The sequence below is a fragment of the Allobosea robiniae genome, assembly GCF_900102525.1.
Classification (GTDB): Bacteria; Pseudomonadota; Alphaproteobacteria; order Rhizobiales; family Beijerinckiaceae; genus Allobosea; species Allobosea robiniae.
The window spans coordinates 468,519-481,560 of sequence record NZ_FNBZ01000005.1 but is presented as its reverse complement, the minus strand read 5'-3'; the positions used below and the strand labels follow the sequence as shown (position 1 = coordinate 481,560).

General features: G+C 61.8%; 16 protein-coding genes. 9 read left to right on the top strand and 7 right to left on the bottom strand.

Going from position 1 to position 13,042, the window contains the following annotated elements:
- Positions 1-163: 163 nt before the first annotated feature.
- The 9 genes from BLQ70_RS16765 (at position 164) to BLQ70_RS16730 (ending at position 8,627) form a co-directional block, all read left to right on the top strand.
- Entirely contained in the window at positions 164-2,113 is a 1,950-nt protein-coding gene (locus BLQ70_RS16765; protein WP_091858767.1) for an AI-2E family transporter, read from the top strand.
- Positions 2,114-2,309: 196 nt separating this feature from the next.
- Entirely contained in the window at positions 2,310-2,663 is a 354-nt protein-coding gene (locus BLQ70_RS16760) for a hypothetical protein (protein WP_061966608.1), read from the top strand.
- Between the two features lie 123 nt (positions 2,664-2,786).
- Positions 2,787-2,924 (top strand): hypothetical protein, encoded by a 138-nt coding sequence (locus BLQ70_RS25670; RefSeq protein ID WP_170843444.1) that lies wholly within the window; start codon positions 2,787-2,789, stop codon positions 2,922-2,924.
- 1 nt (position 2,925) lies between these two features.
- Positions 2,926-3,186, top strand: coding sequence for a hypothetical protein (locus BLQ70_RS16755; RefSeq protein ID WP_091858763.1), 261 nt, complete (start codon positions 2,926-2,928; stop codon positions 3,184-3,186).
- Between the two features lie 304 nt (positions 3,187-3,490).
- A complete protein-coding gene (locus BLQ70_RS16750; RefSeq protein WP_210184313.1) occupies positions 3,491-4,450 on the top strand; it encodes a class I mannose-6-phosphate isomerase in 960 nt (319 codons plus the stop codon).
- Positions 4,447-6,714: a glycosyltransferase family 4 protein gene (locus tag BLQ70_RS16745; protein WP_091858760.1), complete on the top strand. Its 2,268-nt coding sequence runs from the start codon at positions 4,447-4,449 to the stop codon at positions 6,712-6,714. Before BLQ70_RS16750 ends, BLQ70_RS16745 begins: the two co-directional genes overlap by 4 nt.
- A gap of 39 nt (positions 6,715-6,753) precedes the next feature.
- Positions 6,754-8,130, top strand: coding sequence for a glycoside hydrolase family 130 protein (locus tag BLQ70_RS16740; protein WP_091858757.1), 1,377 nt, complete (start codon positions 6,754-6,756; stop codon positions 8,128-8,130).
- Complete coding sequence (locus BLQ70_RS16735) at positions 8,127-8,357, top strand: hypothetical protein (RefSeq protein WP_061966611.1); 231 nt, start codon at positions 8,127-8,129, stop codon at positions 8,355-8,357. Before BLQ70_RS16740 ends, BLQ70_RS16735 begins: the two co-directional genes overlap by 4 nt.
- Positions 8,358-8,414: 57 nt before the next feature.
- A complete protein-coding gene (locus BLQ70_RS16730; RefSeq protein ID WP_091858755.1) occupies positions 8,415-8,627 on the top strand; it encodes a hypothetical protein in 213 nt (70 codons plus the stop codon).
- Positions 8,628-8,727: 100 nt separating this feature from the next.
- Here BLQ70_RS16730 and BLQ70_RS25665 read toward each other — a convergent pair whose 3' ends face one another.
- From BLQ70_RS25665 to BLQ70_RS16700, 7 genes are all read right to left on the bottom strand, one after another.
- Positions 8,728-8,883 carry a hypothetical protein gene (locus BLQ70_RS25665; RefSeq protein WP_156407031.1) on the bottom strand — a complete coding sequence of 52 codons (156 nt, stop codon included), beginning with the start codon at positions 8,881-8,883 and terminating at the stop codon, positions 8,728-8,730.
- Between the two features lie 233 nt (positions 8,884-9,116).
- Positions 9,117-9,377, bottom strand: a complete 261-nt coding sequence (locus BLQ70_RS16725; RefSeq protein ID WP_055730730.1) for a hypothetical protein — start codon at positions 9,375-9,377, stop codon at positions 9,117-9,119.
- A 572-nt stretch (positions 9,378-9,949) separates the two neighbouring features.
- Entirely contained in the window at positions 9,950-10,219 is a 270-nt protein-coding gene (locus BLQ70_RS16715) for a DUF1488 family protein (protein WP_061966613.1), read from the bottom strand.
- The gene (locus BLQ70_RS16710; protein ID WP_091858752.1) at positions 10,216-10,503 is read right to left on the bottom strand and encodes a hypothetical protein; all 288 of its coding nucleotides are present in this window, start codon (positions 10,501-10,503) and stop codon (positions 10,216-10,218) included. The genes BLQ70_RS16715 and BLQ70_RS16710 overlap by 4 nt, the downstream gene beginning before the upstream one ends.
- A gap of 8 nt (positions 10,504-10,511) precedes the next feature.
- Positions 10,512-10,637, bottom strand: coding sequence for a hypothetical protein (locus tag BLQ70_RS26150; protein WP_274532857.1), 126 nt, complete (start codon positions 10,635-10,637; stop codon positions 10,512-10,514).
- A gap of 382 nt (positions 10,638-11,019) precedes the next feature.
- Positions 11,020-11,274, bottom strand: coding sequence for a hypothetical protein (locus tag BLQ70_RS16705; RefSeq protein WP_061966615.1), 255 nt, complete (start codon positions 11,272-11,274; stop codon positions 11,020-11,022).
- Between the two features lie 977 nt (positions 11,275-12,251).
- Complete coding sequence (locus tag BLQ70_RS16700) at positions 12,252-13,016, bottom strand: hypothetical protein (RefSeq protein ID WP_091858749.1); 765 nt, start codon at positions 13,014-13,016, stop codon at positions 12,252-12,254.
- Positions 13,017-13,042: the final 26 nt, after the last annotated feature.

Here is a 13,042-nt window from a genome sequence, read left to right as displayed (position 1 = left end):
TCTTCGGGCTTATGGCGCTTCTTCGGCATCTCGATCCTCCTGTCTGCCAAAAGACATACTTCAGGGTGGACCAATTCAAGGGGGGTGGATCACTAGCTTCTCCCGGCGGTCGCCATTCCGTCGACCGCTTCATGCTGGCGTCCAGATTGAAGGAAACCGATCGATGCCCGCGATTGAGGTCACCCATACCGTCGCAGCTCCATCGACAAGGTCGCCTGCTGACGTCGTCTCGAATGTAGCCATCGGAGTCTTCATCGTCGCCGCGCTTTATTTCGGGCGCGAGGTTTTCGTCCCTGTGGCGCTCGCGATCCTGTTCAGCTTCGTCCTGGCGCCGCTGGTCAAAGGTCTGCAGAAGCTGCGTGCCCCACGGGCGTTGGCGGTTTTTGTCGTCGTCTTGATTGCGTTCGCGACCTTGGCGGCCTTGACGATGGCGATGGTTGGCCAGGCAACTCAATTGGCGAGCGAGCTACCAACCTATCAGAGCACCATCCGCGCCAAGATTGCCGCTTTGAAAGGCTCGGGGGCCGGAAGCGGGGTTTTGAGCCGCGCCGCGGATGTCCTGCAAGATCTGAGCAAGGAACTCGACCGTCCCAAGGCGGAATCTCCAGTCCCAAGCGAAACGCCTGGCCCTGCACGGGCCGGACGCCCAATCCCCGTCGAGGTGCATCAACCGGAACCCGGCGCTATCGAAACGCTGCAGGCCTTTCTGGCTCCGCTGATCCACCCTCTGACCACAACCGGAATCGTGCTGATCTTCGTGGTCTTCATCCTCTTGAAGCGCGAGGACCTTCGAAACCGGTTCATCCGATTGACCGGGACTTACGATCTGCAGAAGACTACGGCCGCGTTCGATGACGCTGGCAAGCGCCTCAGCCGGCTGTTTCTGACGCAGCTCATCGTCAACGCCGGCTTCGGTGTTGTGATTGGTTGCGGCCTTGCCGCCATCGGCGTTCCCAGCGCCTTGCTTTGGGGAATTCTGGCGGCGATCCTGCGGTTCATTCCCTATCTTGGCGCCGTCCTCTCGGCCGTTTTTCCGATGGTGATCGCCGCATCGGTCGATCCCGGTTGGATGATGCTCGTGTGGACGGCGGCCTTGTTCGTGATCGCCGAGCCACTCGTCGGGCATGTGATCGAACCTTTGGCCTATGGCCGCTCCACCGGGCTCTCGCCGATCGCCATCGTAGTCGCGGCAACATTCTGGACTTGGTTATGGGGTCCTATCGGGCTGGTCCTGGCAACCCCTTTGACCGTGTGTCTCGTGGTCCTTGGCCGGCATGTCGAAAGACTGGAATTTCTGGACGTGATGCTGGGGGACAGACCCGCACTGTCGGCGCCGGAGATCTTCTATCAGCGGATCCTCGCGGGAGACCCCGCGGAAGCAGCCGACAAGGCTGAGGAGGTTCTGAAAGAGCGCTCGCTATCCGCTTATTATGACGAGGTCGCGCTCGAAGGCTTGCGGCTCGCCGCAGCAGACGAGGCGCGCGGCGTTCTCGATGCTCCCAGGCGAAACCAGATCCTTGCGACAATTCGCGAGGTCCTCGAGGACTTGTCCGACCATGACGACGGTCGCCCTTCGCGCGGCGCCGGCGCCGCAGACGCCGAGACCGAGGCGGCGGTTGAACAGACCAACGAACAGGAAGGTGCGTCCGATCTGCCCGTACTCACCGCGGCTGAGCTGAAGGACACGTTTCGAGACGGAGGTGGAGTGATCTGCATCGGCGCGCGATCGCAACTCGATGAGGCAGCCGCGCTCATGCTGGGCCAGATCCTGGAGAAGCATGGATTGGCGGCGGAGGCGTTGCCTCCCACCGCGCTGCTGGCTCCCGGTATGGAGCGCCTTGCCGCGCGCGGACCGGCTTTGATCTGCCTTTGCTATATCGGCCCCCACAATGCCGCTCACGTGAAGTATGCGCTTCGGCGCCTTCGCCGCCGTCTGCCGATGGCGATCCTCGTCCTCGGCGAACTGTCGCAAGTTTCCAGTCCGTTGGCAGATATCAAGGGCCCCTTGCTCGCCGACGACGTGGAAACGTCTCTTCGAGGCATCTGCCGGCTGTGCCTTCAGTTCGCGGAGACAACGGACGCGGCAGGCGGTCAAGCGCGTCATCTCGAGTGAGCAAGGCTTGGGAACCGTATGATCCGACTTCCTTGCAACTGAACTGAAATTTCAGGCATCGGGAAGGTACGTAAATCGTGGAGAAGAAATAATATTCGATCTCGCCTTCGTGAGATAAATAAACAGGATTATTTTCTAATTCTATGATACATTCTTTCACGGAAGATTTTCATTCCGCAAATCGGAAGGATTTTCCATGAAAATCCCCTCTCAAACCAAACCTGCCATCTGGGGTGCCGTTGGCGGTGCTGTTGCCCTTGCCGTTCTCGGCTTTACCTGGGGTGGGTGGTCGACGGCTTCGTCGAGCGAACGCGTGGCGAAGCTGAGAGCCGAGAATGCCGTTGTCGCGGCCTTGTCTCCGATCTGCGTGAGCAATTTTCAGAAGCAACCCAATGTCGATGCAGCCCTCGCCGAACTGAAGAAGATCAGTTCATGGAGCCAGGGCGATTTCATCGCCAAGGGAGGCTGGGCCACGATGATCGGTAGCACGTCACCGGACTCGGCCGTCGCCAAGGCCTGCGCCGAAACGCTCGGCATGTCCAAGACCTGAGACGATCGCAACGGCGACAACCGTACGCAGCGACATCGTCCGTCGATCATGAACCATTCCGCGTGAGCAGCGCGGAAATGGTGGCGTTTATGACGCCTCCCTGCTCAGCAAGAGGAGATTTGTATGGCCAAGGGACAGACGCGCGGCAATCGAGAAGCCAAGAAGCCCAAGAAGAAGAAAGAAGCGGCGGCCGTGCCCGTATCGGCAAAGGGCCTTCCGATGACGCTCGAACTTGCAGGAAAGCCGAAGAAGAAGAGCTGACGTGAACATTCGCAGCCGGCAAACCACGGTCACGTTCAGGAAGCCGTTCAGGCTGAGCGCGATAGACCATATGCAGCCTGCCGGCACCTACCGCGTGGTGGTCGACGAGGAGGAGATTCCAGCCACCTCGTTTCTGGCCTATCGCCAGATCGCCACCATGCTGCACACACCGTCGCTCTCTTCGTTTGGCAACTCCCAGGTGTTCGCGGTGAGCCCGGGCGAACTGGCCAGCGCGTTGGAGGCTGACCTCAGCGCTTATTAAGACGACACCGGCGAGGGATCCGCGCGCTGGCCACCGCTGATCCGGCATGCTGTATCCCGCCGCGGGCGCATTTGACGCCTCATCTTGGCCATCGCGCGCTTCGATGCCGCGTCGAACGGCTCGATCGTTCGGAAGATTGCTTCAAAACCGGGAGCACGGCTGGCGTCCTCCTGATGCGCGCCAGCCAACCGATGCCGCTCGCGATACGCGGTTGCTTGCGCCGACGCCCCGTGAACCGCCGCTACCCAAGGCCCGCGCGCGACAACCCGTCGTCATGTCCGGCCGCATGAACCAGGAGCCCGCAATGGCGCTCGAACAAGCCTGCATCGAGCTGATCCCCAAGCCCTGGGGGTCGACCGACCTCCTCCCCTGGAGCGGGACGGGGCATCCCAGCGTTCCGATCGGCGAACTCTGGTTCCAGCGCTGCGATAAACACGCGCCGGAGCCCGCCTTACTGCTCAAACTCCTGTTCACGCAGGAGCCCCTGTCGATCCAGGTGCATCCGGACGATGCCGCCGCCCATGGGATGGGGCTGCCGCGCGGCAAGACGGAAGCCTGGTACATCCTGTCCGCGGCCCCTGACGCTATGGTGGGAGTCGGGCTCACGGCGGCCGTCACCCCCGAGCAACTGCGGGTCGCCATTGCCGATGGCGCGATCGCCCGGCTTGTCGCTTGGCACAAGCCGGCTGCGGGCGAGGTCATCGCCGTTCCCGCCGGGACGATCCACGCGATCGGTCCAGGCCTCGTGCTGGCCGAGATCCAGCAGCGCAGCGACACGACATTCCGTTTGTTCGACTATGGCCGCGCTCGTGAACTTCATATCGAGCAGGGCGTCGCGGCAGCTCATCGCGGACCCGCGCAACGCGCCGCGCCGGCCGGGCGCCTGAGCGATGGTCGGACCGTGCTCGTCGTCAATCCGTATTTCGTCTTCGAGCGGATCGACCTGCCTGCCGGATCGATCTGGGACCTCGATGTCCGATGCGAGACCTGGCTGGTCACCATCGCCGGCGACGCCACGATCGGCGCTCTGCAAATCGGCATTGGCCAAGGCTGCTTCATCGAGGGTCAGAGCGTGCGCATCGTGCCGGGCAAAGCCGGCCTGTCCTGTCTCGTCGCCTATGACGCGGCAACACCTAGCCGCGACCTTCTGCATCGTGTCGACGGCGACGGCATGCCCAGGTTCCGCGAGACGGTTTCACCGCCGACCGGGCCGCCTCCGGCATTCGCAGTATTCCCGATTCCGTCCACGGAGGCACGATCATGAGCCCGACCAAACGCATCGCCTTCATTGGCAACTCGCTGCCCCGCCGCTGCGGGATCGCGACCTTCACCACCGATCTGCAGCAGGCGATCGCATCCTCCGATATCGACACATCCATCGTGGCCATGAACGACCATGGCGACGGCTACGACTATCCGTTCCCCGTGCACTGCCAGATTTCCGACCAGCGGCTCGAAGACTATGCGCGTGCAGCCGATTTCCTGAACGAAGGCCGCTTCGACGTCGTCTCCCTTCAGCACGAATTCGGCATCTTCGGTGGCGAGGCCGGGAGTCATATCATGGCGCTGCTCTCGCGCTTGACCATGCCCGTCGTCACCACACTCCACACTGTCCTGGCCGAACCGAATGCCGCGCAGCGCGACGTGATGGAACGGATCGTCGATGCCTCGGCTCGCGTAGTCGTCATGGCGGAGAAGGGGCGCGACCTGTTGCGGACCGTCTATCGATTGCCGGCGGACAAGATCGAGGTGATCGCGCACGGCATTCCCGAATTTGCCTTTGTCGAGCCCGATGAAGCCAAGGAAAGGTTGGGCTTCGGCGGCCACTCCGTCATCCTGACGTTCGGCCTGCTGTCGCCCAACAAGGGCATCGAGGTGATGATCGACGCGATGCCCTCGATCCTGAGGCGCCGCCCCGATGCAATGTATGTGGTTCTGGGCGCGACGCATCCCCATCTCGTCCGCGAGCATGGCGAGGCCTATCGCGAAAGCCTGACGACGCGTGTGTGCGAGCTCGGAGTCGAGGATCACGTCGTCTTCCTCGACCGGTTCGTCGATCAGGCGACGCTGCTCGGCTTCATCTCTATGTGCGACGTCTATGTCACGCCTTATCTCAACGAAGCGCAGATGACGTCAGGCACGCTGTCTTACAGTTTCGGGCTGGGCAAGGCCGTGGTTTCGACGCCCTATTGGCATGCCAAGGAATTGCTGGGCGACGGGCGCGGCGTCCTCGTGCCCTTCGGCGATGTCGTCGCGATCGGTAACGAGATCGCAGGCTTGCTGACAGATGCGCCCCGGCGCCAGGCCATGAGGCTGCGCGCCTATGCGAGCAGCCGTTCGATGACCTGGGAGCGAACCGCGAAACGCTATCTCGCCGCTTTCGAGACGGCCCGCCGAGGCCGTGTGCTGAGCGCTGTTACGGGGTCCAGCCGGCCGAAAGCCCTGCCGGCAACGGCACCGCCGCCGGAGACGCAGACCGGCCACCTCCTGTCCATGTGCGACGATACCGGGCTGTTCCAGCACGCGGTTCATTCCGTGCCGGACCGCTCGCATGGCTATTGCGTCGATGACAATGCCCGCGCTCTGCTCCTCGCCAGTGCCCTGAACGGCACTGGCGAGGAGCGCCTGGCGGACGCGCTAACGACACGCTTTGCCTCCTTCATCCAACACGCCTGGAATCCCGATCGACGGCGCTTCCGCAACTTCATGAGCTTCGATCGACGTTGGCTCGAGGAAGCCGGGTCGGAGGACAGCCATGGGCGTACGCTGTGGGCGCTCGGTGTCTGCGCGCGCGACGATGCGAGCGTTTCGCGGCGGCAATGGGCTACCGCTCTGTTCGCCGAGGCCTTGCCCGCCATCGAGCGTTTCAGTTCCCCGCGTGCCTGGGCTTTTGCCTTGCTGGGTCTTGATGCTCATTGCACCACGACGGCCGCCATCTCGCTCCGTACGCGTCTCGCCGACCGCCTGCTCGGCCTGATCGCGACGGTCGAGACGCCAGACTGGATCTGGTTCGAGGATGGGCTCTCCTACGACAACGCGCGCCTGCCCCAAGCCCTGATCGCGACGGGACTGACGATGAAGATGCCGGCCTATGTCGAGGCTGGCCTGCGCTCGCTGCGTTGGCTAACGCATCTCCAGACAACGCGGGCAGGCCTGTTCAGGCCTGTCGGCTCGGAGAGTTTCGGCGACAAGCGTAGCCCACCGAAGGCCTTTGATCAGCAGCCACTGGAAGCGACGGCAGCTATTTCAGCCTGCCTCGCGGCCTGGCGCGCCGACGGCGATCCGCAATGGCGCAACGAAGCCGCGCGCGCTTTCGCCTGGTTCCTGGGCGACAATGACCTCTCCACGCCCCTCGTCGACCTGGACACCGGTGCCTGCCGTGACGGCCTCCATCGCGATCGGCCAAATGAGAACCGCGGCGGTGAATCCGTCGTATCGTACCTGCTCAGCCTCGCCGAGATTCGTCAGCTTGCCCGCGTCAGCGGGGATCGCCCGAGACTGGCGCCGCTTCGGGCCTTGCACGCCTGAGCTTTCGACGACCTTGCTCAAAACAGATCGGCGGACGTCTTGTCCCAGCCCAGTTTCCTGAACAGGCAGACCCTGTACCTGCATCCCGACCCCTCCCGGGTCGTCGTGCGTCGGTTCGGCCCTGCGGGCGAGCCACGGGATTTCAATCCTGCCGAGAAGGCCAAGGCGAACCATATTGTCAACCGGGTTCTGTCGCTCGCTCCGGAGGTGGCGGCGAACCTGCTTGCCGAGGTGCTGGAGAATTTCAACGGCCGGCATCGCAACCTGCTGGAGCGGTTCGAGGCGCGTGCCGATGAGATGGAGGACGCGTTCGCTGCTCACGGCGCCTTCACCAAGGTCCAACGCCAGCTGGTCGGGGCCTATTTCCTGCACGAGTATTCGTTCGAGGCGGCGGCACTCTTCAACCCGAGCATCATCGCGCATCCCGACCAGTCCGATGCTCCAGCTGGCGGGCTTCGCTTCATCCTCAGCGTTCGTGCGGTTGGAGAGGGGCACATCTCGTCCCTGACGTTCCGCTCCGGGTCGATCGCGGCCGGTGGCGAGGTTAGCGTCGACCCCACCTCGCGCCTCGCAACGATCGCCACCCTGCACAACCGAATGGCGCGGCTCGATGGCGAGGATGTCGAGGTCGTCTTCGCGGCTGATAGCGACATCAGCGAGCGGGTGATCTTTCCCGTGACCGCATCCCAGTCGAACGGCATCGAGGACGCACGCTTCGTTGCGTTCGAGGAGGATGAAGGCACGTTCTATCGGGCCACCTACACAGCCTATGACGGCAGGTCGATCCGCTCGGAGCTGATCGAGACCCGCGACTTCCTGTCGTTCCGGCTGTCGCCGCTGCGAGGCTCCGCCGCCGTGAACAAAGGCATGGCGCTGTTTCCGCGCAAGCTCGGCGGCCGCTATGCGATGATCTCCCGGCAGGACAATGAGAACCTTCATCTGATCTATTCGGATGACCTCCTGACCTGGAACGGTGGGGTCGCGATCCTGAAGCCGCAATACCCGTGGGAGTTCGTGCAGATCGGCACCTGCGGCTCGCCGATCGAGCTCGACGAAGGCTGGCTGCTCCTGATCCACGGCGTCGGGGCGGTGCGGAAATATACGATCGGTGCGGTCCTGCTCGACAAGGCCGATCCTTCGAAAGTGCTGGGGCGCCTGCGCCAGCCTTTCGTCCAGCCCGAGCCTTCGGAACGGGAAGGCTACGTGCCGAACGTCGTCTATACCTGTGGTGCGCTGCGGCACGGCGACATGATCGTCCTGCCCTATGCGGTCTCGGACACTTTCTGCCATTTCGCCACGGTGAAGGTCGCAGCACTACTGGAGGCGATGCAGCCGGACGGCGCGTTCACAAATGCGCCCGGCAAAGACAAGCGGCTTCCCGCCGGACAACCCACTCTCGAAAGCGAAAAGCCATGACCGAACGTCCCATCAAGGTCGGCGACACCGTGCGCCTGTCGTTCGGCTTCGCCGATCGCTCTGGAGAGGGCGACTATGAGATCATTCGCCTGATGCCGGCGCGGGAGAGCGGTGAGCGTCATTATCGGGTTCGGGGCATCGATGGCCGCGAACGGGCGATCGGTCACGACCAGATCATCGTTTCAAAAGCAAAGGCTAAATCGCCGGTATCCGGCTCTCAAGGATGATCCGGAGCTACGACCGGGCGGAGCGGCGGCTGTAGCCGCCCAACAGGAGGAAGTAAAATGACCGAGCACTCGAAATCCCGGACCCACGCGGAGGCTGCGTTCCTGAAGACGCAGACCCAATCGCTGTCGCGGAATCGCCTTCTGTCGGAGACTGAAAGCTCCAACCAGGAGCGCGACGCGAAGACAGCCCGGCTGAAGGAACAGCGGCTGCGCAAGGAGGCTGATCAGCACTCAGATAGCGCGACAATCCCGTCGAAGAATCTACCGTGAAGCTGCTGGGCCTTCTACGCGGCATCACGATCGTTGATCGTCAGCCCTGTTAAGCGGCTTGGCCTCGCTCGCGACGATTCAGATTCATGGTTCTTCCCCCTCAACCCAGGATCTCAGCGACGATTTCACGCAATTCAGCGCGCGAGAGACCGCCCGAAACAGGTTTGCAGATAGGTGCAGGACGCGGAGACAAAGGTGTCGGCGCTGCATTGCCGATACGGTGTTCTTTTTTGTTTTTGTCGATGATCTTATTCATATGAACCCTATGGCGCGCGGCTCGGCCACGCGACGCGTCAAACGGCCGGCATTATGCCGGCAGCGGATGCCGCAAAGCGGCGAGCGATGTCGAAAGAGAAAAGAAGTCGGGCAAACTGCGATTTCGCGATGCCAGCTAAGCGACTCCGTCGATCATTTATTATTGGTCGATCATTGTGGCCGTTTGAGGTCCCGGCGAGGCCAAATTAACTGGAAGCGCGCCGCGCGTTTCTTTCAAGCGACTTGATTGAACTCGGGCAACGGGCGCCCCACGACTGCCATGTAGCGATCCGTCCAGTTGGTAACGGCAAGCTCGATCGCTATCCCGCCTTCGCATTGAAGAAGGATCTTGTAGGAGAACTCGCTCGGATCGGCAGTTTCCGTGTCGCAGATCAGATATCCGACCCAATGATGCTCCTGATGCGTGCCAAACTGATATTTGGCGTGCAGCCTCCGGCCACTGCGTAAAGTGACCGACCCGGTTCCGTTGAGCATGGCTTGTGTCTCCGCTTGGCGACGTGACAGGCGCCGCGACGGTCATTTCCAGAAGCGTTATGGAGACAACTGTAGCCGAATTGAGCGCCCTTTCGCCGGACATCGCAAGTCACGTTTCGGGTACGAGGAAAAGCCGCAGATGCTGATCTCGGTAAAGGCGACGGTACAGCAGCCGAACCCGAATGGCGGCCGGAGCCGGTATCACGACGTCACGCCCGATTCGCGTAGGGAGGCACATCGACAAGCGTCCCGATGAGGCGGAGCAAGGCCTGTTGCTCGGGACGGTCCGACTTTCCGGAGACGAGGAAGGCTCCCAACTCGACATGCGACAGCTGGCTCCCTCCTGGACCGTTCGGTTGATGGATCACGAATGCTGCACCGCTCGTCGGCTCCCGCCCCAGAAACCAGCAGTCGCCGGTGGGGCTGCGATATAGCTCTCGCCGTTCGCTCATGATGTCGCGCTCCTGCGATTGACGATGACTGGACAAACGCTAAGTCGCCACGTGAGACAGGCCGAGCCAACCCGCTGTCCTCGCCATTCCTTTAGGTGCGGCCGAAAGCTCCGGCCCTTGCTAGCGGAAGGCGTCAGCCGAGAGCCGATGATAGCCCCCGCGCTTCTTCAGATAGGCGGAGCGAGCGGCCTGCAATATGGCTGAGCGATTGAGGTCGAATGCGACCAGGAACGAGCCCTCGCTTCCGTCGATGACAGCGGGACTTAAGGTCCGCAGAACATCGAGCTCGATCTGGAACATGACTTCCAGCGATGCTTCAGAACCCCAGAAGCTCACGCAGCCGCGGCCGGGTTCGTAACGCCGGATCGAGTTGGGAAAGTCGAGGCTCATGACCTGCACCCTGCGCCAAGACACACCAGCTCGGCCTGATAGGCATCAACATGGCGCCGCTTCCGTTTCTTTCGCAGCCAGATGCCAACGGGAAATGCGATCAGCGAGCCAACGACAATCAACGACAAATGGGGGATCAGAGGCACGTCATAAAACCTGCCCGCTCCCCACATGCCGACGCTGAAGAGCGCCATGCCAATCATTCCATAGGCCAGCGCCGACGCCTCCGGCGCCGGAGCATAGCCAGCGGCTGCAAACCGAGCCTTTTCCAGATGCGGTTCCATGGGAGGCATCATTTCAGCACGAGTGCAAAGGCCAGTGCGAACGCGGCGATGAGGCCACCATGCGCGAACCAAACCAGATAGCGGTCTGCGGCCCAAACGCGATAAATGAACCAGTGCCCGGAAATATTTGTCATGGCTGGGCTCCGTTTTGCCCAGATCGGGGCGCTTCGCGCAAATACTATGAAGTACAATCCCGATGCGTTTCAAGATTGGATTAAAATGGTGTGCGTAGGGTTCTCTTGCAAGCCTAGGAGCGATTATTTCCACTCTTGCGATTATGGCCGCATCCCGCTCCTAGCTGTCCTGAGCCAACGACGCTGGAACCGATGCTGTTACACCCCATCGGAACGACTGATTTTGCGGTCCGCTGAGGACTCATTGCGTTGCAGAGTTGCGTTTTTGCGCTCCCGGTTGTCCGGGCCGGACTGGTGTCGCTTCCGTAGAAGCACCCCGCAGCCGTGACAGGTCGCCGATGAAGAAGGGCCTCAACACCGGCCAACGCCGCCGCGTTTAGTCTCAAAGCGCCCTAATCTGCTCTTCGAATTCCTCAGGAATCGTGCCGTGGCGTGCCAGCACAGAAAGCTCGCTCACCTCACCGGTCTCGTCGTCCGCAACGACGTGGATGACAGCCAAACCCTCGGCCGTTTTGCTCAGGCGCTCACCTTCATTGAGCGCGTGATGCCGGCTCTTGGCTGGAACGCATTGGCTGGGCACCAAGCGCTTTCGATGTGTCTTGAACGGCTGGAGGAAGAACGTGTCGGCGTTGGCCATGGCTTGGTTCTCCCGATGTGCCCTGTTCTCATGCGCGAGACCCGAGCCATGTCACCCTACCGGCCATGAAGAGTGAGGTCGAGCAATCTTCCTTCGGTTAGGAGCTATTGGGGACGCGCCTCCATTTTGTCGCCTGCAACGTTCTGGCCGGCGGTGCGGCAGCCTGCCAAATATCGGAGTGACGACATCTCGTTGTGATCGTTTGCCGGCTCCCGGAGGTCCTGAAAATCCTCGCGCTCGTACGACGGCAATGCGACCGTGTATGCCTAGACTGTCGATTTCTCTGGTTTGGCCGATGTCCGCGTGCGACGCGGGAACTGAGAATGCTAGCCGCCCGAACGGAGTAGTCGGCTCGCACCCCATTCATACGTCGCTGACCGGAAATCGATAACTCAGCTGGAGGGCTGGTCGTGGGGCGAAGCGACCGCACGGCTACCGATAGCGGTGAGCCATTCCAATGGAGTTCAGGTATATCCGAGCTTCGTCGGTTAGCGTGACCGTGGTGCTCGTTCGCTTGGCCATGCGATCCGCCGTCTCGCATACGTCGGCCATGGTGGGGCTAAGCCCATAAACGGCTCCGGCTGCGTCTCGAACGGCCGAGTCTGAACCGACTCGGCTGATGGTAAACTTGTGTGCCATATGGTCTCCGCCGAGCCGAGATTAACGGTGGCGGCAGCCAATGATTCCTTGGCCGTCAGTCTTTTCAAAAATGTTCTTACGCGGCGAGCGGCGAGATGCGCCCGGTCACAGCGAGGTAGCGGTCGCTAAATGTACGACGACCAACTGGATATCCGTGCCATTGTCGCAAACCCAGCCTGAGCCCAGCGACGAACGCGTACCGGCGTCAGTTCGTTTCGTGAAATTTGCAGTTTGGGATCGCCTGCCGCTCTGACATTCTAGGTAGGTCCGCTTCCCGGCAATCGCGCAATGTCAGCTGTTGGCGCTCTGCGGCTGAGCTATGGGGAGTGGCTCCCGGCCTAGTTGCCCACGGCGGCATCATCCTCGAACACCGGAAGGTTCAGGGTCCAGCGAGGAATAGTCCGGATGTCATTCAGCCTGGCGAAAACGTTGGCGAAGCTGCCATCCGGCACGGTCTGCCGCAATGCGGCATCGAGTTCCTCGCCAAAGCCGCGAAATCCTTCCGCGACCACCTCGCTGAGGTGGATCTGGTTCCAGGCCGAGCCAAGCGAGGGATCCTGGAACAAGACGGCGGCCGCCTCCATCGATCTGAACGTCTCCAGCTTGTTCAAGGCGACGAGCTTCGCCGCTGCAGGTCCGATGTAGCGACGCATGATCTCCCGGTAATCCGCCAGTCGGGATGGGTGCACATCGAGGTACTCAATCGAGGGTTTGTGGCCAGGGCGATGCGACGAGCCCGACCAGTTCGTGGGAAGAACGAAAGACGCGGGCGTCGTGAGCAGGATTTCGGCGCGCAAAAGCACTACGCTTGGGACCGGAGGCGACCGGACGAGCCGATCGATCACATCGCCTGAGATGATTTCCCGGAAATAGGTGAACTCGGCATGGCTCCAGACGGCGGCATCGGATTGCCCTCTGAAAATCGAGTCGTGGCGGTAGAGACCTTGGCCGAGGCAAGTGCCGCCAAGCTGGCGCCGCTCGCTCGCTTCCCGTTCGAGCGCGCGCTTCGCGTGCTCCGACGACGCATCTAGGATCCGAGCCAGCACAACCAGGCGATCGCCGGGCTCAATCGCGATAATCCGCGGATCCTTGTCCCCCGTCATAGATTACATGCTCCCGTCTATCGTCA

Bases quoted from the DNA above. Each gene is read 5' to 3' on its own strand.
- BLQ70_RS16765 (WP_091858767.1), top strand. From the start codon at position 164: ATGCCCGCGATTGAGGTCACCCATACCGTCGCAGCTCCATCGACAAGG.
- BLQ70_RS16700 (WP_091858749.1), bottom strand. From the start codon at position 13,016: ATGACGGGGGACAAGGATCCGCGGATTATCGCGATTGAGCCCGGCGAT.
- BLQ70_RS25670 (WP_170843444.1), top strand. From the start codon at position 2,787: ATGGCCAAGGGACAGACGCGCGGCAATCGAGAAGCCAAGAAGCCCAAG.
- BLQ70_RS16710 (WP_091858752.1), bottom strand. From the start codon at position 10,503: ATGGAACCGCATCTGGAAAAGGCTCGGTTTGCAGCCGCTGGCTATGCT.
- BLQ70_RS16745 (WP_091858760.1), top strand. From the start codon at position 4,447: ATGAGCCCGACCAAACGCATCGCCTTCATTGGCAACTCGCTGCCCCGC.
- BLQ70_RS16735 (WP_061966611.1), top strand. From the start codon at position 8,127: ATGACCGAACGTCCCATCAAGGTCGGCGACACCGTGCGCCTGTCGTTC.
- BLQ70_RS16705 (WP_061966615.1), bottom strand. From the start codon at position 11,274: ATGGCCAACGCCGACACGTTCTTCCTCCAGCCGTTCAAGACACATCGA.
- BLQ70_RS16750 (WP_210184313.1), top strand. From the start codon at position 3,491: ATGGCGCTCGAACAAGCCTGCATCGAGCTGATCCCCAAGCCCTGGGGG.
- BLQ70_RS16760 (WP_061966608.1), top strand. From the start codon at position 2,310: ATGAAAATCCCCTCTCAAACCAAACCTGCCATCTGGGGTGCCGTTGGC.
- BLQ70_RS16730 (WP_091858755.1), top strand. From the start codon at position 8,415: ATGACCGAGCACTCGAAATCCCGGACCCACGCGGAGGCTGCGTTCCTG.
- BLQ70_RS16725 (WP_055730730.1), bottom strand. From the start codon at position 9,377: ATGCTCAACGGAACCGGGTCGGTCACTTTACGCAGTGGCCGGAGGCTG.
- BLQ70_RS16715 (WP_061966613.1), bottom strand. From the start codon at position 10,219: ATGAGCCTCGACTTTCCCAACTCGATCCGGCGTTACGAACCCGGCCGC.
- BLQ70_RS26150 (WP_274532857.1), bottom strand. From the start codon at position 10,637: ATGACAAATATTTCCGGGCACTGGTTCATTTATCGCGTTTGGGCCGCA.
- BLQ70_RS25665 (WP_156407031.1), bottom strand. From the start codon at position 8,883: ATGAATAAGATCATCGACAAAAACAAAAAAGAACACCGTATCGGCAAT.